17 protein-coding genes and 1 other annotated feature are annotated in these 17454 nt (G+C 55.0%); of the genes, 2 read left to right on the top strand and 15 right to left on the bottom strand.

Annotation, left to right across the window (positions count from 1 at the left end; all coding sequences use genetic code 11):
• Positions 1–11 precede the first annotated feature (11 nt).
• Genes I2G61_RS03865 through I2G61_RS03855 form a run of 3 tightly spaced genes read right to left on the bottom strand, consistent with a single transcriptional unit; the run spans position 12 to position 2343 of the window.
• Positions 12–710, bottom strand: coding sequence for a CPBP family intramembrane glutamic endopeptidase (locus tag I2G61_RS03865; protein ID WP_083538520.1), 699 nt, complete (start codon positions 708–710; stop codon positions 12–14).
• Positions 707–1852: a tRNA 2-thiouridine(34) synthase MnmA gene (mnmA, locus tag I2G61_RS03860; RefSeq protein ID WP_072684473.1), complete on the bottom strand. Its 1146-nt coding sequence runs from the start codon at positions 1850–1852 to the stop codon at positions 707–709. Before mnmA ends, I2G61_RS03865 begins: the two co-directional genes overlap by 4 nt.
• A 59-nt stretch (positions 1853–1911) precedes the next feature.
• On the bottom strand, positions 1912–2343 hold the full coding sequence (locus I2G61_RS03855; RefSeq protein ID WP_039865115.1) for a Spx/MgsR family RNA polymerase-binding regulatory protein: 432 nt from the start codon (positions 2341–2343) through the stop codon (positions 1912–1914).
• 234 nt (positions 2344–2577) lie between these two features.
• Positions 2578–2791: a binding site (T-box leader), on the top strand.
• A 32-nt stretch (positions 2792–2823) separates the two neighbouring features.
• On the opposite strand from I2G61_RS03855, the gene trpS reads away from it, so the two are divergent.
• The gene (gene trpS, locus I2G61_RS03850; RefSeq protein ID WP_072684571.1) at positions 2824–3834 is read left to right on the top strand and encodes a tryptophan--tRNA ligase; all 1011 of its coding nucleotides are present in this window, start codon (positions 2824–2826) and stop codon (positions 3832–3834) included.
• Between the two features lie 10 nt (positions 3835–3844).
• On the opposite strand, the gene I2G61_RS03845 is transcribed toward trpS, so the two are convergent.
• The 7 genes from I2G61_RS03845 to I2G61_RS03815 form a co-directional block, all read right to left on the bottom strand.
• On the bottom strand, positions 3845–4021 hold the full coding sequence (locus tag I2G61_RS03845; protein WP_195547937.1) for a hypothetical protein: 177 nt from the start codon (positions 4019–4021) through the stop codon (positions 3845–3847).
• Between the two features lie 114 nt (positions 4022–4135).
• Positions 4136–4996, bottom strand: coding sequence for a YitT family protein (locus I2G61_RS03840; protein ID WP_072684474.1), 861 nt, complete (start codon positions 4994–4996; stop codon positions 4136–4138).
• Positions 4997–5076: 80 nt separating this feature from the next.
• A complete protein-coding gene (locus I2G61_RS03835; RefSeq protein ID WP_195547936.1) occupies positions 5077–6846 on the bottom strand; it encodes an asparagine synthetase B in 1770 nt (589 codons plus the stop codon).
• Positions 6847–6893: 47 nt separating this feature from the next.
• On the bottom strand, positions 6894–7322 hold the full coding sequence (locus tag I2G61_RS03830; RefSeq protein WP_072684476.1) for a competence protein ComK: 429 nt from the start codon (positions 7320–7322) through the stop codon (positions 6894–6896).
• Positions 7323–7673: 351 nt separating this feature from the next.
• Positions 7674–8156, bottom strand: a complete 483-nt coding sequence (locus I2G61_RS03825) for a RidA family protein (RefSeq protein ID WP_006060666.1) — start codon at positions 8154–8156, stop codon at positions 7674–7676.
• A gap of 51 nt (positions 8157–8207) precedes the next feature.
• Entirely contained in the window at positions 8208–8369 is a 162-nt protein-coding gene (locus I2G61_RS03820) for a hypothetical protein (RefSeq protein ID WP_159432785.1), read from the bottom strand.
• A gap of 39 nt (positions 8370–8408) precedes the next feature.
• Positions 8409–9074, bottom strand: coding sequence for a hypothetical protein (locus I2G61_RS03815; protein ID WP_072684477.1), 666 nt, complete (start codon positions 9072–9074; stop codon positions 8409–8411).
• A gap of 61 nt (positions 9075–9135) precedes the next feature.
• On the opposite strand from I2G61_RS03815, the gene I2G61_RS03810 reads away from it, so the two are divergent.
• Positions 9136–9390, top strand: coding sequence for a DUF3892 domain-containing protein (locus tag I2G61_RS03810; protein WP_020223481.1), 255 nt, complete (start codon positions 9136–9138; stop codon positions 9388–9390).
• A 159-nt stretch (positions 9391–9549) separates the two neighbouring features.
• On the opposite strand, the gene I2G61_RS03805 is transcribed toward I2G61_RS03810, so the two are convergent.
• Genes I2G61_RS03805 through I2G61_RS03785 form a run of 5 tightly spaced genes read right to left on the bottom strand, consistent with a single transcriptional unit; the run spans position 9550 to position 17349 of the window.
• Positions 9550–10695: a VWA domain-containing protein gene (locus I2G61_RS03805; protein ID WP_072684478.1), complete on the bottom strand. Its 1146-nt coding sequence runs from the start codon at positions 10693–10695 to the stop codon at positions 9550–9552.
• Positions 10695–12905 carry a DUF5682 family protein gene (locus I2G61_RS03800; RefSeq protein WP_072684479.1) on the bottom strand — a complete coding sequence of 737 codons (2211 nt, stop codon included), beginning with the start codon at positions 12903–12905 and terminating at the stop codon, positions 10695–10697. The genes I2G61_RS03805 and I2G61_RS03800 overlap by 1 nt, the downstream gene beginning before the upstream one ends.
• Positions 12905–13993: an AAA family ATPase gene (locus tag I2G61_RS03795; RefSeq protein ID WP_195547935.1), complete on the bottom strand. Its 1089-nt coding sequence runs from the start codon at positions 13991–13993 to the stop codon at positions 12905–12907. Before I2G61_RS03795 ends, I2G61_RS03800 begins: the two co-directional genes overlap by 1 nt.
• A complete protein-coding gene (locus I2G61_RS03790; RefSeq protein ID WP_072684481.1) occupies positions 13993–15912 on the bottom strand; it encodes a hypothetical protein in 1920 nt (639 codons plus the stop codon). Before I2G61_RS03790 ends, I2G61_RS03795 begins: the two co-directional genes overlap by 1 nt.
• 12 nt (positions 15913–15924) lie before the next feature.
• Entirely contained in the window at positions 15925–17349 is a 1425-nt protein-coding gene (locus I2G61_RS03785; RefSeq protein WP_072684482.1) for an SWIM zinc finger domain-containing protein, read from the bottom strand.
• Positions 17350–17454 lie beyond the last annotated feature (105 nt).

Raw genomic sequence — 17454 nt, 5'->3', positions numbered from 1 at the left:
TCATTCCTTTCTCACAGCAGGATCAGCATCACGCTGATCAGATTGTTCAGCCCGTGCATCAGCAGCGGACTGACGATCGTCTGATTTTCTTCCTCGGCTGCGCACAACAGATAGCCCATCGTGCCGTAAACGAGGATAAAGATCCCGTCGCTGAAATTGCCGCTCAGCAACGACGTGAACACATGCAGAAGACCGAACAGAAACCCGCTGACCAGCGCGGCGGTGCGAAAGCTGCCCCGCTGGCGCAGCGGCGTAAAGACGGCCCCGCGGAAGACGGTTTCCTCGACGACCGGCGCAAACAGACAGGTGACCAGAATGATCTGCAGCGGCGACTGGGTCAGCTGCTGGACGACGGTATCCTGATTCTGGCTGCTTGACAGCCCGGTGATCAGAATGATCGCCAGATTCATCCCATACATCACCAGCCACATCTGAACATAGCGCGTCAGCGTCGATTTGACAATCGCCCGCCGGTTTTGCCGAAAGCGCTCAAGGTGTTCCTTCAACAGCGGCCAGGCTGCGCCGACCGTCACCGCGAAAACCAGGATATAGACCAGATTTTCCAGCATCCGGTCAAGATTGGGGATCTCTAAGGGTGCAAACAGCCGGAAAAGCACCCCGATCAACAGGGGATAAAGAAACAGGTAGCCCGCGAAATAATTGAACAGGATGACCTGCACCCGGCGCTTTGACAGCATGACTCGGTTCATGGTTCAAAGCTGCGGATCCGGTCCGTCAGCGATTGTCCGCGATGCCAGACTTCCTCGATCACGCCCCCGCCCAGGCACTGCTCGCCCAGATAGAAGACCGCCTGCTGCCCCGGGGTCACCGAAGCGACCTGTTGGGGATAGGTCAGTCTGACAGTCGTTTCATCGAGAAATTCCAACGTCACCGGATTATCCTTCTGACGATAGCGGAACTTCGCGCAGCAGGACAGCGCGCCCTGCGGTTTTGTCCTGGCCAGCCAGTTGACGCCGCTGACCAGACAGGTATCGCTTAAGAGCCAGTCGTTGCTTTCGCCGCTGGCCACCAGCAGCTCGTTATGGACGACGTCCTTGCCGACGACAAACCACGGTCCGCCCTCACCGCCGATCCCCAAGCCTTTGCGCTGACCGATAGTGTAATACAGCACGCCCTCATGGTCGCCTAAGACGCGGCGGCTGATCACGTCGACGATCTTGCCGGATTTGGCCGGCAGGTAGTTCTTCAGAAATTCCCGAAAGTTGCGCTCGCCGATAAAACAGATTCCGGTCGAATCCTTTTTCTCCGCGATCGACAGCCGCAGTTCCTTCGCGATCCGCCGCACTTCCGGCTTTTCAATTTCGCCTAACGGAAACAACGTATGCCGCAGCGCATCGGACGCAACCTGGCAAAGGAAATAGCTCTGATCCTTATTCAGGTCGTGCGCCTTGTATAAACCGCTGAAGTCTGCTTCGTGCCGCACACGCGCATAATGGCCGGTCGCCAGCGTATCGAAGCCGCGGCTGCGGGCGAAATCGAGAAAGCTGGAAAACTTGATGTATTTGTTGCACAAAATATCGGGATTCGGCGTCCGCCCCTTCTTGTATTCCTGCAGGAAGTTAGAGAAAACGTTATCCCAATATTCCTTGACAAAATCCACGCGCAGCAGTTCTAATCCCAGACTGTCGGCGACGCTTTTAGCGTCCATCCAGTCCTTTTCCTGCGGGCATACGTCGTCGTCCGCATTCGGATTGCCTAAGAAATCATTGTTGGCCATTGAATCCCAGTTGCGCATGAACGCGCAGGTCACGTCCAGCCCCTGTTGTTTTAAAAGATACGCCGCGACGGCGGAATCAACGCCGCCGGACAAACCGACTAAGATTTTCATCATTCATCCTCCCTTTGTTTCTTTTGGATTTGAGGAAAAAAACAAGCATCCGCAGATGCTTGTCAGGCTTCTTCCCGGATCTTGCCGCAGCCGGCGTAATTCGGACAGCTGGCGTTGCAGGACAGCCGGGCCAGAGAGCGCAGCTGCTGCGGGACGAACGCGTCGATCTCCTCCTCGTCGTAGCCGACCTGGAAGTTCCGTTCATTCAGGATGATCGGCCGTTTCAGCACGGATGGATTTTCCTGGATGAAATGCACCAGCTCGCTGATCGTCATGTCGTCCAGGTCGATCGCGTTCTGCTGGATGATTTTTGAGCGCTTGGAGATGATATCCTCCGAGCCGTTTTCACTGCGCATCAACAAATGCCGGATCTCCGTTTCGTTGAGCAGCGTCGTAAAAATGTTCTTTTCTATATACGGCAGATTCCGCTCTTTCAGCCATTGTTTGACCTTTCGGCAGGAAGCACAGCCGGGTGAAGTATACACTACGATCATAAATTGCACCGCCATTTCTATTGCGCACAGCCGGGCTGAAATCAAGCTCAACGCCGTTGTGAGTTCTTTTGAGCTTTTATCATACAATGAAACAGCCGGAAATTCAATCCGGCCCTGCCGATTCTCGGATGAATTTCATGATTTTTTATGACCGTGCAGTTCGCTGCTGCGTCTCGGATTGACAAGATCCAGTCCGATCCGGCTTGCATGTTCGATCGGTTTGTGCTTAAATTAAGAAAAGCAACGAAGAAAAAGCAGTAGCGGGATTTTGTGACATCCAGAGAGATGAGGAACGGTGCGACTCATCCGCAGAAATCTTTCGTGAATTGGGTTTTTGGAGCCTTGGAAAGCGTCAGTTTTCCAACGGAACAGGCCGTTATCCTGCATGAGCGGTTTTTCAGGCGTCTGGAAAACAAGCTGGGTGGTACCACGCGGAAGCGTCCCGGTGATCGGGACGTTTTTATTTTAGGAGGAGAAATGATGGAAAACACTGAAAAAAGAAAAGTCATGCTCAGCGGAATCAAGCCGAGCGGACAGTTGACGCTGGGCAACTATATCGGCGCCCTGCGCAATTTCGTCAAGTATCAGGATGAATACGAAATGCTTGTGTTCATCGCCAACCTGCACTGCATCACGGTTTATCAGGATCCCAAAGAACTGAAAAAGAATCTGAAGGACGCGGTGGCGCTGTATCTGGCGTGCGGTCTGGATCCGCAGCGGGCGACGATTTTCTTACAGTCCGACGTCAAGGAGCATGCGCAGCTGGGCTTTATTATGAACTGCAACAGCTATCAGGGCGAGCTGAACCGGATGACGCAGTATAAGGATAAGGTCGCAAAAGGCGAAACAAACCTGACGGTCGGCCTGTACACTTATCCGTGCTTAATGGCGGCCGATATTCTGATCTATGACGCGGATTACGTTCCCGTCGGCGAGGATCAGAAGCAGCATGTCGAGCTGACCCGCGATATTGCCAACCGCTTCAACAACCGCTATGGCGAAACGTTCCGGATTCCGGAGCCGGTTGTTCCAAAGGTGGGCGCGCGGATCATGTCGCTCAGCGATCCGTCAAAGAAAATGTCCAAATCCGACAAAGGCGACAAGGGCTGCATCTATCTGCTGGAAGATCTCAAATCGGCCCGCAAGAAAATCATGTCGGCCGTGACAGACAACGAAGCGTGTGTGCGCTTTGATCCTGAAAATCAGCCGGGCATCGCCAACCTGCTGACGATTATGTCTTCGCTCTCAGGTGAAGCGATCGAAACGATCGTCGAGCGTTTCGCGGGCAAAGGCTATGGGGAATTCAAAAGCGCCGTGGCGGACGTCGTCTGCGCCGAGCTGGAAAGAATTCAGGCCCGCTACAACGAGATCATCAATTCGACCTTGATCGAGGAAACGCTGGCCGAGGGCGCCGTCAAGGCGCAGCGGCTGGCCAGCCGCAAGCTGGAAAAGGTCCAGCGCAAAATCGGTCTTGAGTTCCGCAAACGATAAACGGACAGCCTCAGCTGTCCGCAGCCTGGGATGATGGTAGTCCCAGGTTTTTTTTATCCGCGTGCTTCCACCCCACGCTTTGCCAGTAGCGCTGCAGCCGGCTTTCCTGGCGGGTTTTCGGCTGGATGACATTGTCCGCCAGATCCAGCTTTCGCTGCAGTTCAGGATCGTTAACCTGATAGTCCATGTGCTTCGCCCCTTCCGTTAAGCTCAGCATACCCGCTTAAAAGCGCAAAGCTTGTTTAACTTCGTCGAAAAGCGGAAAAAAAGACGTTCTGATGAAAGAACGTCTCAGGCTGGGTTAGTCCAGCGGTTTCTGATAATAGTTGCCGATGATTTTATCGGTTTTGGACACGTTGATGAACACCTTCGGATCGACCAGGCGGATTGCTTCGATCAAGCCGTGAACCTGATAGGCGTTGACCGTCATGAACAACAGACACCGCGGCGTATGCGAGAAGCCCCCTTCGCCCCACAGCTTGGTGATGCCGTGACGGCAGTAATGAAACACCGCGTCGCAGACTTCTTCTGGCTTCTCCGTGATGATAAACAAGGAATTCAGCTTGTAGCGCAGATGCATCGTCTGCACGACCTGGGTGCTGCAGAACTGATAAATAATTGAATACAGCGCCTGTTCCCAACCGAACAGAATGCCTGCCAGCACTAACATCGCGGCGTTGAAATACATGACGTAGGACCAGGTCGGCGCGTTGTATTTCGTCGAGGCGTAAATCGCGATGAAATCGGTGCCGCCGCTGCTGGCATCCGCACGCAGCGCGATTGAGATTGCCAGACCGCCCAAGATACCGCCGAACACGGCGATCAAAAGCATGTCGCTGGTGATCGGAAAGGTCGGAAGCAACTCTGTAAACAAGCTGGTTAACGAGTATTGCAGCACGGAAAAGATCGTGAAACGGTGGCCGACATATTTGTAAACTAACAACGTCGGCGGAATGTTCAGCAGGAAGTAGAAGACGCTGAACGGAATCGTAATCCCGCCGAATTTCGACAGCGACATGCTGAACATGCGGGACAGGCCGGCGAAGCCGCCCGGGAACAGATTGCCGGTCTCGACAAAAGCTTTCATCGCCAGCGCGTAGACAAAGGCGGAAATAATGACTGCAATCAGTGTTTTACAGTCTTTTTTGGCTTGGTTTGACATAAAATCTCCTCTTTTTTTCCATTCCTCATTTTATCATCTTTATTTTGTCTTTCAAGCCAAAAAGACAGGAATCTGAAATCTTAGAATTCGATGCGGATCTGGTAGCGGCGCAGCCACAGTTCCAGCTGGATAAAATACGCCAGCAGCTGCGGTCCCATCATCAGCTGACCGAACCACGGTTTGGCAAAACTGCCGCCGTCGGTGTCGATTAATTCCTGCAATCCCGCCGGCTCCAGCAGCTCGCACAAACGACACTCAGGATCGTTGATCAGTGCCTGCAGACGGTCCTTGACACGCTGGGTATATTCCGGATGATAGGTCTTCGGATACGGGTTTTTCTTGCGGTGCGCGACCTTGGCCGGCAGGACGTCTTCAAACGCCAGCCGCAAAAGTCCCTTCTCCTCGCCTTTATAAAATTTCATCGACCACGGCACGTTATACAGATATTGGTAGAGCTTCGCGTCGCAGAACGGCGCCCGCACGGTCAAGCCCGTCAGCGCGGCCATCGCTTCCTGACGCTGCACCAGCGTCTGCATAAACCAATGCACGGTCAGATATGTCATGAGCTTGGCCCGCTGATCCTGTTCGCTGTCAAACGGATCCTTCGGAGCCCGCTGAACGGTCGCCCAGTAAGCGGAACGCATCGCGCCCTCATAGTCCAGTTCGTTCATCGGCGCGCGCAGCAGCTTCACGCGCTGCGGCAGCGACTGCAGCCATGGAAAAGACTTCAGACTGACCAGATCGCTGCGGTAAAACCACGGATACCCGCCGAACAGCTCGTCCGAGCATTCGCCCGTCAGCACCGAACCGTTCTGTTCCCTGACCTTGCCATACATCCATAACAGGCTGGAATCGACATCCGCCATGCCGGGACCATCACGGCCGATCATCGCCGGTTCCAGCAAGTCCGCGCATTTGCGCTGGGCGATGACTAGCGGATGGTGGTCGAACGCATACCGTTCGATCATCGCGTCGATATACTCGTTGTCGCGCGTCGTCTGATACGCGTAGCCCTTGAAATACTGCGCGTTGCCCTCATAATCCAGCGAATACGTCGTTAATGGTCCGCGCTTTGACGCCAGCGCGCACAGAATGCTGCTGTCTAAACCACCGGAAAGAAACGCCGCGTGCACGTCCGAGGCTGCGCACTGGCGGTTCAGCGAATCGCTGACCATCTGCCGGACATGCGCCGCCGTCGCGGCCAGATCCTCGTTGTGCCGGTGCACGTTCAGCTCAAAGTATTCGTGCAGGCTTTCCTTGCGGTCGCGGATCAGCAGCGCATACCCCATCGGCAGCTCCGCGATGTTCTTATAAAACGTCTGCCCTTCGGTATGCGACGGCCCTAACGCAAACAGCTCCAGAAGCGCGGTCCGGTTGACGACCGGCATGCGGCTGCCCTCGGCAAACAACCCTTTGATCTGATCGGAGAACAGCCATTCCCCATCCGGCTTGCGCGTATAATACAACGTTTTCACGCCCATCGGATCGCGCACGATATGCAGCTGATGCCCCTGGACAAACACGATCACGAAACAGCCGTCGAGCTTTTCAAACAGCTTCTCACTTAAAATTTCATACAGCTGCGCCAACATTTTCGCACTGTTGCCTGTGCTTTGCGGCCGGTACTGAGCCCATAACGACCGCAGCTCGTCCTCGTTATCAAGGACGCCCGACCAGAAGCAGCCGCACTTGCGCTGGCTGTCGTAGTAAATTTGATCTGGTTGTGCCGAAGCGAGAAGATGCTCGTCGCTGACGATCGCCAGTTCGTCTTTCAGCCCCATTCGTTCAAGCCGGGACTGTTCTTTTTGAATATTCCGATTTTCGTTGAATATCAGATTGATCTTCGTCATAATTTCCTCCTCATCGTTTCATTCTATGACAAACATCATCGTCTGATTCATCGCAGGCCGTTCAACATTTCCAAATATTGCAGGCTGCGGTTGCGCTGCTGACGCAGACTGCGGGCGCAGACCGGTATCCGGTAAACAACGCCGGTATCAAAACAAACCACGGCGATCCCGTCATCGCTCATAATCTTGCGAATGCGGTCAGCCCGCAGGTAAAGACAGTCATCGCGCTCCATGGACACGGTCGGAATAAAGATCTGGGGCGGATAGCCGCCGATATAAAGCGCCGGTTTCTGGATGATTCCCATTTTCTTACGGTAACCATCCAGCCGCCCTTCCAGGCTGCTTCCCGCCTCGACGCACCAGCGGCGCAGCCATTTTACCGGTTTGTCCGGCAGTGCGCTGATTGTCCCATCGAAATGGACCGCAATCGTGCAGCAGTTTGCTGAATCGTAGTAAAGTAGTAATAAGTCTCTCATAAATTCCCCTTTTTAATGCTTTGGTGAGTGATCCGTCACTAGTAATCATTGCAGAAAATTTAAAAAATCCTGTTTTTTTCTCGTTCTTCGTAAATATTTCTGTTACACACTGGGCAGGCAAATTTTTATTTTATTCGCATAATTCATACAAACCCGTCAGCTCTATTTATACCCGGCTGGCAGTTTTAACATTCTATTTTCAATTTATTCTTACCACTTGAAAAAAACATAAAAAAACTCCCGCAAAGCGAGAGTAAAAACCGGAATTTCTGCTGCAATTTCCCTGTTTTTTGATTGTTCAAAGACAAAACAATCCTTATAGAGAAGCCTCAGTCCAATTTTTGTGTTAGGTTATTCTCCGCAGCAGTCGCCGCCGCAGCAGCCGCCTTCATCCGAGGAGCAGCCCCCGCCGCAGCCTCCGCAGCCGCCCTGCATCTGGCGTTCATAGACGAGCGTGTCGATGACCAGGCATTCGATCTCAACCTTCGCGCCTTTCGGCAGCGCGCCGACCTGCACTGTGGAACGGGCTGGATACGGCCGGTCAAAATACGTAGCGTAAATCTCGTTCATCGCGTTGAATTCGCCCAGGTCGGTCATGAAGACCGTCGTCTTGACGATGTGGCGCATTTCCAGATTCATCTCCGCCAACAGCGCTTCGATATTCTTTAATACCTGGTGAGTCTGTTCCTGGATGCCGCCCGCGACGATTTCGCCGCTGGCCGGATCCACCGGAATCTGGCCGGACATATAAACAAAGTCGCCCAGCTTCACCGCCGGGGTGTACGGGCCAATCGCTTTCGGCGCATTGGCAGATGTAATTTCCTGAATCAGCATGTTTACCTCCTGTACGTTTGCCGTTTTGAGTCTGATTTTATGATCGGATTCCTATTCGTCTTCTTCAAAATCCTGGATATAGTAATCCCGCTCCAGATCCATAATCCGCCGCGCGTGGCGCGAGCTGAAATGCTTGACGACCTGAAACGCCGCAATGATTAAAAGAAGCGCGAGAAAGGCAACAGATAAGAAGTCATTGACGTTTTCGATCATTTTCCATCACCTCTGACGCCTATTATACTGGACTTCAGGTTAATTTTCAAATAGAGAACCCTCGGCGATGAAAAAAACCGGCGTCGTCAGGATCAGCGCCTTCCCCTGCGGCCGGATCCAGAACCGTCCGCCCTCGCACAACGCTAACGCCGGACCGGAAAGCAGTCCGTCTTTCCGCAGGCAGGCATAGGCGCACAGCGCCCCTTCCGCACTGCCGCAGATTCGTCCCTGCACCGGCACGCTGGAATCCAGATAAAAGGACTGCGCGTCGATCAGCCGCCAGCGATGCACCGCATGATCCGGCGGATCCCAGGGCAGAATCCCCTCCCCGCGGCATTCATGCTGACCATAATAGCCGATGAAGTCGTTGGTGGCCTGCGGACGCGGCAGGCACAGCGCGATTCCATTTTTCTCGATAAACCAGCTGATCCAGCGGTCCGGCGTCCGAATCGTGCCCTGAGCTTGATTCTGCATGCGTTTCTGCCAGGCTGCCTTGGCCAGCACCGCGGACAAGAGCGAGGGGCCGTCATTGCCCTGCGCATCGAGCAGAACGCTTCCTTCTTCAGCCTGTTCGCCAACGCCCGCCAGCTGATCGCCGCCGATGCCCAGCCCCCCGCTCAGAATCCGGGACGCCGATTCGGCATGGGGCGGCTGATCGATCAGTACTGTCGACAAATCCGCAGCCGCAAATTTCCAGAATTTCACAATATCACCTCAAGTATATTTATGCTGACCGGGCTCAGAATAATGTCAGGAGGCGATAAATATGGCAAGAAAAAACGAGAAAACTGAATCCGGCAAAGAACGTTTCGTCGCTGTTCGTAAGAACAACGAAGGAAACCTGTGTGAATTCAAGTCCAACACAGGCAAGGTCTATGACTATGAGATGGCGATCGAAGCTATCGAACAGGGCAAGATCGAAGGCGCGATGCTGTTTACAGGCCGTGACGGAAAGCAGCACATCCGTTCTAAGAACGATGGCGATCCGAACACGAAGTTCTCTAACCTGAAAGAGTTCTAAGTTTTCCTCCTTAACTCTAAATCAGGACTGCCGGATTCTCTCCGGTACTGAAAAAAGCAGGGAAAAATCCCTGCTTTTTTCTATTTTTCCACGCAGAACAAAATTAATCACCAATGCCGCGGAAAGGATCGTCGCCAACCTTGCCGCTTTTTAAGTGAATCAGCCGAACCGGGCCAGATCCTGTTTCTGGAAAACCGCCTGAAGCAGCTCCGGCAGCCGCTGGGGCGTGCAGGCAAAACAGGGAATCGCGAGATTGGCCACGCGCTGCGCCATATCCTGGCTGTAATACGGCTTGCCGCCATCCTGAATCGCCAACAGGCAGATCACGGTCACACCGCTTTCCTTCATCGCCTGCAGCCGGTGAAGCAGTCCGGCGTGATTGCCGCCTTCATCCAGATCGGAAATCAAGAAAAAAATTGTTTTGTTCGGCTCCTCAATCAGCTGTTCACAATATTTTACCGATTTATGGATATCGGTTCCCCCGCCCAGCTGGAAACCGTAAAGCAGCTCGACCGGATCGCTGCACAGCTCGCTGAGATCCACAATCGTCGTATCGAATGCCACGACGTGCGTGCGCACTGCGTTCATACTCGCCAAGATGCAGGCTGTGACGGAGGAATAGAGGATCGAGCTGGACATGGAACCGCTCTGATCAATATCCAGAATCACATGCCAGCGGTTGCTTTTCTGCTTGCGGTCAAAAAAATAGACGCGTTCCGGTACGATCGTCTGCAGCGCAGGCGAATAGTGCTTCAGATTTTTGCGCACGGTATAAGGAAAATCAATCGCCGCGGCGCTGGGCAGCGGGGAATGCTCCTGCTTCGCCAGGGCGGCATGCACGCACCGCTGCAGCTGTGAGGCCAGCTGACGGTTGATCAGTTCGACAATTTTACGGATGTAGGCGCGCGCCTGATCCTTCGACTTCGCCGGGATCAGATCTTTTAACGTAAGCAATACGCTGGCCATTTCCAAATCCGGTTCCAGCTGTTCCAGCAGCTCCGGCTCCATCAACAGCTGCTTCCAGCCTTTCCGTTCGATCGCATCCTGCTGAATGACTTTGACCAGATCCGGATCAAACAGCGAGCGGATGTCTTTGAGCCACTTTGTAATCTGCGGATGGCTGGGGCCCAGGCCGGCTCCGCCGCCCGCAGCTTCCCCGATTCCGCCATACACCGCCGCCAGCGCGGCATCCAGCGCCAGACCGCGGCGGTCCAGCTTAAAATCGGGATCCAGCTTCTGAAATTCAGACTCTGTTTGAGCGCCGAGGATTAACCGCCAGCGCGTTAGTTTTTGTTGAGTATCCATCAGAATTCACCAAAATCAAAATCTTCCAGTTCGCTCAGAAGATCTTGTTCCTCTTGTTTTAACTCGTCGTTGAGCACTTCCGCAACGCTGTCTTCATCCAGCTGCCACAGACTGCCCAGATTCTGCGCGACCGCTTGCTTTTCCGCGGCGCTGTATGTGCCGAACGCCCGCCGCAAAACCAGCAGAATACGCTGGAAATCGGGATCGGGCAGACTGGCGATGTATTCGTCGAGCTGCCGCCACAGATACGCGCGGGCGATCAGGGCGTAGTGATTGCGCAGCATCAGGCCCTCAAAGCTGGCCGCCGCGATTTCCGCGGGCACCCCCGGCGACAGCCGGTAGCTTATCCACTGCTCCAACTCCGCTTCCGCTAACAGTCCCCGTTCCAGCCGGATCGCCGCCGCATAGCCGCCTAACAGCGGATGGACGTCGTCGCGGCCGGACAATTCCGTTAAGACGTCCAGCCAGGTTTCCTCCATGTAATGGTCGTGCAGGATCGACAGCTCATTGATGGAACCCAGCGCTTCCATTACGCCGCGGGCGGCTTTGCCATCGCACTGGCAGCTGCCCGGACAGAGCAGCAGCGCGCGGTAAAACAGCTGGTGAAACAACGGCTCAATCGCCGTACTGTCCATCCGCCGCAGCGAACCAAACCGCAGCAGCGTGCTCAGCCGGCGCGCCGTCCTGACGATTTCCTCCAGCGCTGAGGAATCGATCGCCAGCGCCTGCACCGCTTTTAACGCATCGTCAAGACTTTCCTGCAAGCCGCAGAGAAACGCTTCTTCCATGACCGCCGCGCATTCGCTGAGCTGCTGCGCCTGAGTCAATTGCCGGCGCAGCACAAACTGAGCGGCGGAGGCGACGCTGTCGCCGGAAAGCGATGCTTCAATCAACGTGATCTCCGCCGTGCTGCTCCACTTCAAATCCCAGCTTTCCTTCCAATCGCCGCGGGCCTGAGTTCCCGGCCGCAGCGTGCCAAACGGAACGCCGAGTATCCGCAGCCGATGCAGAAACATCGACCGGCGCAGATCGAGAAACGCGGACGCTTCCGTCTTCACCGTGGTCTTCTCCCGCAGATCCAGCTCCAGTAAATTCGCCGTCAGCGTGTTGTAGCGCTGCAGCTTCAACGTCCGCAGCGCATGATAAAAATCATTCTGAATCGCCGTCTGCGACAGACCCTGAGGCAGACTTCCGATCGCTGTGCCGATCTCCGTATCGACAAACGCTTCCATTAAAACCGCCGGCCGGCCCTCACCCATACAGGCCATCGCGGCATCCTTTAAATCCTGCAAAGAAGGCGTCGCTTCCTGCCGCAGCGCGGCCAGACTCTGGGCCAGCTGCAGCGCTTCGATGACCTGGGCGGTGGAACAAGGATAGCCATGTTTACGTTGATAAAACGATAATTGCGACAAGTAAGCCGCGGCCGCCTGATCAGGGTGCCCCTTGCGTCCATACTGCCAGAGTTGTTCATAGTAGGCCGGCGCTTTGTTGCCGGCGCCATACCCTGAGAGCGAGGCCAGCCGGAAATAGGAATACGGCATGAGCGTTCGCCGGACGGACAGCGCTGGAAGCTTTTCTGCTTGTTCTGAGGCCGCCGGTGTTTCAAGACCTTCGCCATGGTACGCGCCGCAGATCACCGCAATTCGTTCTTCGTCGATTCCGCTTTCAATATAATGATCAATGACCCCGCGCATAAACGCCTCACGGCGCAGCGTCAGCGCAACCGGCGGCTGAAGCTGGCGCAGATGATGCGCGAACAGCGCCAGCGCTTCGGCAAACTTCGCCCCGTCCGTTTCATGCTCAAACATCCGTTCCCAACGATCCTCTTCATCCAGCTTCAAATCCATGGCCTGATCCTGCGCCTGATCGTTTTCCTGCGGTTTGTCCGGCGTATCATTCTCCAGAAACGCCGCGGCAGGCAGATCCATAAATGCGCACGGTACCTGATGGGCATGCGCCCATTGCATCGCGACATACTCTGGCGAATAGCACGCAAACGGATATAAAACCGAGCGGACCGGCGTTGAGTCGGTATACGCCATGATCGCAAACGGCGGCGTCAGTTCGGCGCTGACGATCGCTTCGATGAAATCGCTGCAGTCACTCGGACCTTCGATCAGGACGACCTGGGGCTGAAGCTGATCAAGAAACGCGCTGAGATGGAGCGAACAGGCCGGCGAGAGATGACGGACGCCGAAAACCGCAGCCATTATTTATTCAGCTCCATGCATGCGTGATAGAGCTCATAATAGGCCAGGCCTTTCTTCTTCAGAATATTTTCCAGATAGTCCTTCCACGCCACGCCGTCTTTCGCTTCATCCTTGACGATCGCTCCCTGCAAGCCCGCGGCCACATCCGCGGCGCGGATTTTTCCATCCCCAAAGCTCGCCGCCAGCGCCATACTGTTCGCCAAGAGCGAAATCGCCTCGGCAGAGGACAAGACACCGGAGGTCGTTTTCACCTTCAGCTTACCATCCAGCGTCGCCCCGCCCCGCAGCTCGCGGAAGATCGTGACGACCTGTTCGACAATGTCCTGATCCGGCATTTTCGCCTGCAGGCCCAGCGATCCCGACAGCTGGCCAACCCGCTGGGTGACGATGTCCATCTCCGTCTTCAAATCGCCCGGCGCCGGCAGCACAACGATGTTAAACCGCCGTTTTAAAGCCGCTGACATCTCGTTGACGCCCTTATCGCGGGTATTCGCGGTGGCGATCAAAGAGAACCCTTTCTGCGCCGGAATTTCCAGATTCAGCTCCGGCACCGACACCCGTTTTTCCGACAGGATCGAGATCAGCGCATCCTGGACCTCGCTGGCGCAGCGGCTGATTTCCTCAAAGCGCACAAGACTGCCGCTTTCCATCGCGTGCAGCAGTGGACTTTTGACCAGGGCTTCCTCGCTGGGACCCTTGGCGATCAGCATCGCGTAGTTCCACGAATAGCGGATTGCTTCCTCGCTGGTGCCGGCGGTGCCCTGGATCACCTTTGTCGAATCGCCGTTGATCGCCGCGCACAGATGCTCGCTTAACCACGACTTCGCCGTGCCCGGCTCGCCGATCAAAAGCAGCGCCCGGTCGGTGACCAGCGTCGCAATCGCGATTTCGACTAAGCGCGGATTGCCGATATATTTCGGCGTGATCTCGAGCTTGCCGCTGCGCCCGCCGCAGATATAGGTGAAGACGGAACGGGGCGACATGTTCCAGCCGGGCGGAACCGGGTATTGTTCGTTGGCGATTAACGTATCCAGTTCCGTTTGATACAAGATCTCGGCCGGCAGCCGTTGAAATTTCTGATTTTCCATTATTCATCCTCGCTTTCTTCACATTGCGTGATCGCACTTTCCAGCACGTAGAACTCCCACAACTGGGCGTTCGGCCGTTTCTTCTTCCAATAGTCCTGCAGCTCGTTTAAGACCGGAATTGCTTCGCGCGGGCGGCAGAAAGCACGCGTCATCATCGCCATCTGTCCCGGGCCGAAAGCGCTGTGTTTTAAATAGGCAAGCAGCTCTTCCTGCAGCGGCAGTCCGTAAACTTGTTTAAAATACAAGTGCCCTGCCGTCTGGCGGCGTTGATCAAAATAATCGAAAAGCTTCTGCTTCAGGAGGGCATTTTCCGGATCGGCCAGATGCACCAGCACACTGCTGCCTAACGGATCCTCCGCCCCGTAAACCGTGGCCATGGTTTTCTTGAACAGTCCCTTCTCCACGTTCCGCTGTCCCGTTAACAGGTCGATCCAGCGCAGATCGAATGTCTTCCCTAACGGAATAACTGCCGTGTCTTCCTGAAGTGGATTGGCGATCAAGGCGCTGCGGTAAACGTATTGCTTTAAAGCCTCATCGTATTCCACACAGGCCCAGAGCTGATTGAAAAAGGAACGCGGCTGACCGGCAAACGCTTCCGTCAATTCCTCGTATGCCTGCTCAAAGTTCTGAATCAGACGCATCCGGGCGTACAGCGCGGCGGTTTTGTCCGGCCAGCGCTGAACAAGCGTCTTGATCAATGCTTCGGCCGCGTCGTTTTGATCCGCCAGCCAGCTGGTGAACACGATTTCCAAAACGGTTTCACTCAACGTCCGCTCGCAGCTGCCGGCGACCAGATAGGCTAACGGCTTGACCCGCGCAAAGCGGATATGCGTGCGGAATGGCTTTTTTTGATGATCGCGGACCGCGCTGAACGCAGCGTCCTGATCGAGAATCCAGCTCACCAGCTCCGTGATGGCCGGATCGGTTTTATAGGCGAGAAGCTTCAAGGATTCGATCAGCGCCTTTTCCGCATCGAGCGTAGGCAGCGCCTGAGCTTCCAGCACAGACTGCAGCTGTTCCTTCACGCTGGCGCAGACCAGCGCGGTGATCTCAGGATCGTTGGTATAGCCGGCATAGTGCAGAAAACGGCTGTTTTTACGGATCTTTTCCAACAAAAACGCGTCGACCTTCGGATCGCGGATGCGTGTCAGGGCGTACAGCGCAGTTTCTTTCAGCTTCCCCTTTTCGTTATTGGCAATCTGCATCAACAGATCACAGTTGTCCGGATCGCAGGCCAGTCCCCGGATGATTTCCTTCAAAATCGCCGGCTGGGCCAGCGGAACCATCGTCCGGTAGAATGCATTTTCCCGGTTTCCCGCCAGATCGACGATCAGCCGGATCCGCCGCAGCATCGCCTTCTTGCCGGCGGGATCGAAGCCTTCCTTTAAAAACGGAACGATCCCCGCCCCGCAAGAACGCAGAATCTGTTCGTTAAGTTCAGCCAGTTCGCCATACGCGTCGTCCAGGTCCGCGATCAGCGCCGGCAGCACGCGGTAGTCCGCGAACCGTTCAGGATGATGCTGATACGTTTTTTCAATAATTTCGTAGCGTCCGCTTCCGGTTGTCGTCAAAGCCTGAATCAACGGTTTCAGCTGGGAATAGCGGATGTCGGTATAGGCTTTTTCTGCCGGCAGAACGATCGCTTCACCGGCGGCTTCCGTTTTCCAATCCGCCTGGGTGATCAGCAGCGCTTCCAACAGCGACAACGTTTCCAACAGCCGGTCCGCGAACAACTCGGGATCGTCCGCCAGACTTTGAAGCAAATTGTAAAGCCGCTGGAACACTGGGGATTTCGCGGCGAGCACGCCGACCTTTTTCTGTAATTCTGGCAGCCGCGGGTCGCTGAGCAGAATCATGCCGCCCGCCGCCAGTCCCGTCCGCAGCCGGGTTTGCAGATCAAATAAAAGTTGCAGAATCATTTCCGCCACCTCCTAGTACAACAGCCGGACGATGTGTTCGGCGCTGATTAAACTCATCGGCTTCGCGATGAGCCGGTGGGTTTGGGCTTCGTAGGAAAACAAGAGAAGCGCGCATTGGTCTGCCAACAATTTCTGTTCAGGCAGTGCCGTCAGCGCCATCAACGACATTCCCTCCAGCGGCGAAAGCGCAAGCGCCTCGCCCTGCCGGTCCAACATCACAAACTCCTCGTCCTGGCGGCGGATCTCGGCATACGCGACAAGCGCCGCGACTTCATTTTTAACGAAGGGGTTTTTCAGCTTGTTTTTAACGTCCTTGATCACCGTTTCCAGCGTTTCGCCGGCGGCTTGCCGGATCCGGGCATAATCGTCCCCGTTCAGCGGCTCGGTTGTCCTTGTTTCTTCATAGCGCAGCCGGCGGTTGCCGGCGCCGGGGTACAGGTAGACCGTGGGCGCCTTGATTTTCATCAATACGCTGTCTTCTTCCCGGATGTATTTCTCCGCCTTTTTCGGCCGGATATGAATTGTTTTATGAATTTCATTGAGCGGATGGACAAACCAGAACCCTTCCTCCACGGTTTCCAGATGCGCTGAATCATAACGCACGCGGAAGCCGAGCTGAATCAGAGACTGTTCCCCAATCTCAAAGCCTTGTTCCTTCAAGTCGCTGAGATTCCAAATCGTGCCGAGTCCCTCTTCTATTCCCTTTTCTTCGGGAGTCACCGGCTGATCCTGAAGCTTCTTGTTCAGATACTGCCGGCCCTGCTTTACCGTCTGATTCAGCCGCAAAAGTTCGGTAAACACCGCGTCGTAAGTTCCCTCTGAAGTCTGAGCGGTGCGCGCTGCCGCGATCAGCGTCACAAGCTGGCGCTGAATGCCGGGCAGATAATAATCGTTCATCTGCTTCGCCAGCGCTTCGTAATCCTTAAGCGAATTGTTGACAAACGCGCTTACGCCGCTGCGCACGAGATCCCGCAGCATTCTGTCGCAGACGTCCAGTCCCTCCATCTGCTTCAGCCAGCGTTTTTTATTCGCCGTCTTCTTCGTTTTCTTCGGCTTTGCCTGCGGCGGCTCGGCATCCGTTTCCGGCTGGGTGCTCCGCTTCGCCAGCCGCTCGCGCTTTCTGAGGATATCCTCCGGAATCGCGCACGTTTCAAACGCCGCTTTCTGGGCTATCGCGTACAACAAGCCGAGGCTGTGCTTGCACGGAAACTGCCGGCTCGGACAGCTGCACCGGAATACCGGATGCGCCGGGTCCAGAAAATCGGCGGACGTCGTATAATTAGAGCTGCCGCTGCCCTGGCATTCTCCCCTATAAAAAGTATCGTCCTCGCTGCGAACCAGCCTGACAAATTTGCCGCTCTGAACAAGCGCTTTCGCATTCTTCAGTGCGTTCGCGTTGACAGCCTGTTCCGCGATCCAGCTTTCTTTGATCTCCATACCGTTCCTCCTGACTTTGTGATGCTTTAATTTTACCATAGATGAGGAAGAACGCAGTAAGAGATCGTCCGATTTACGAAATTCTTCATCGTTAGAATCCCGCCC

Origin of the sequence: Holdemania sp. 1001095H_141210_F2, from assembly GCF_015558105.1 — a bacterium.
Lineage (GTDB): Bacteria > Bacillota_I > Bacilli_A > Erysipelotrichales > Erysipelotrichaceae > Holdemania.
This window is presented reverse-complemented; position numbering and strand designations above follow the sequence as displayed.

Bases quoted from the DNA above. Each gene is read 5' to 3' on its own strand.
- I2G61_RS03865 (WP_083538520.1), bottom strand. From the start codon at position 710: ATGAACCGAGTCATGCTGTCAAAGCGCCGGGTGCAGGTCATCCTGTTC.
- mnmA (WP_072684473.1), bottom strand. From the start codon at position 1,852: ATGATGAAAATCTTAGTCGGTTTGTCCGGCGGCGTTGATTCCGCCGTC.
- I2G61_RS03855 (WP_039865115.1), bottom strand. From the start codon at position 2,343: ATGATCGTAGTGTATACTTCACCCGGCTGTGCTTCCTGCCGAAAGGTC.
- trpS (WP_072684571.1), top strand. From the start codon at position 2,824: ATGGAAAACACTGAAAAAAGAAAAGTCATGCTCAGCGGAATCAAGCCG.
- I2G61_RS03845 (WP_195547937.1), bottom strand. From the start codon at position 4,021: ATGGACTATCAGGTTAACGATCCTGAACTGCAGCGAAAGCTGGATCTG.
- I2G61_RS03840 (WP_072684474.1), bottom strand. From the start codon at position 4,996: ATGTCAAACCAAGCCAAAAAAGACTGTAAAACACTGATTGCAGTCATT.
- I2G61_RS03835 (WP_195547936.1), bottom strand. From the start codon at position 6,846: ATGACGAAGATCAATCTGATATTCAACGAAAATCGGAATATTCAAAAA.
- I2G61_RS03830 (WP_072684476.1), bottom strand. From the start codon at position 7,322: ATGAGAGACTTATTACTACTTTACTACGATTCAGCAAACTGCTGCACG.
- I2G61_RS03825 (WP_006060666.1), bottom strand. From the start codon at position 8,156: ATGCTGATTCAGGAAATTACATCTGCCAATGCGCCGAAAGCGATTGGC.
- I2G61_RS03820 (WP_159432785.1), bottom strand. From the start codon at position 8,369: ATGATCGAAAACGTCAATGACTTCTTATCTGTTGCCTTTCTCGCGCTT.
- I2G61_RS03810 (WP_020223481.1), top strand. From the start codon at position 9,136: ATGGCAAGAAAAAACGAGAAAACTGAATCCGGCAAAGAACGTTTCGTC.
- I2G61_RS03805 (WP_072684478.1), bottom strand. From the start codon at position 10,695: ATGGATACTCAACAAAAACTAACGCGCTGGCGGTTAATCCTCGGCGCT.
- I2G61_RS03800 (WP_072684479.1), bottom strand. From the start codon at position 12,905: ATGGCTGCGGTTTTCGGCGTCCGTCATCTCTCGCCGGCCTGTTCGCTC.
- I2G61_RS03795 (WP_195547935.1), bottom strand. From the start codon at position 13,993: ATGGAAAATCAGAAATTTCAACGGCTGCCGGCCGAGATCTTGTATCAA.
- I2G61_RS03790 (WP_072684481.1), bottom strand. From the start codon at position 15,912: ATGATTCTGCAACTTTTATTTGATCTGCAAACCCGGCTGCGGACGGGA.
- I2G61_RS03785 (WP_072684482.1), bottom strand. From the start codon at position 17,349: ATGGAGATCAAAGAAAGCTGGATCGCGGAACAGGCTGTCAACGCGAAC.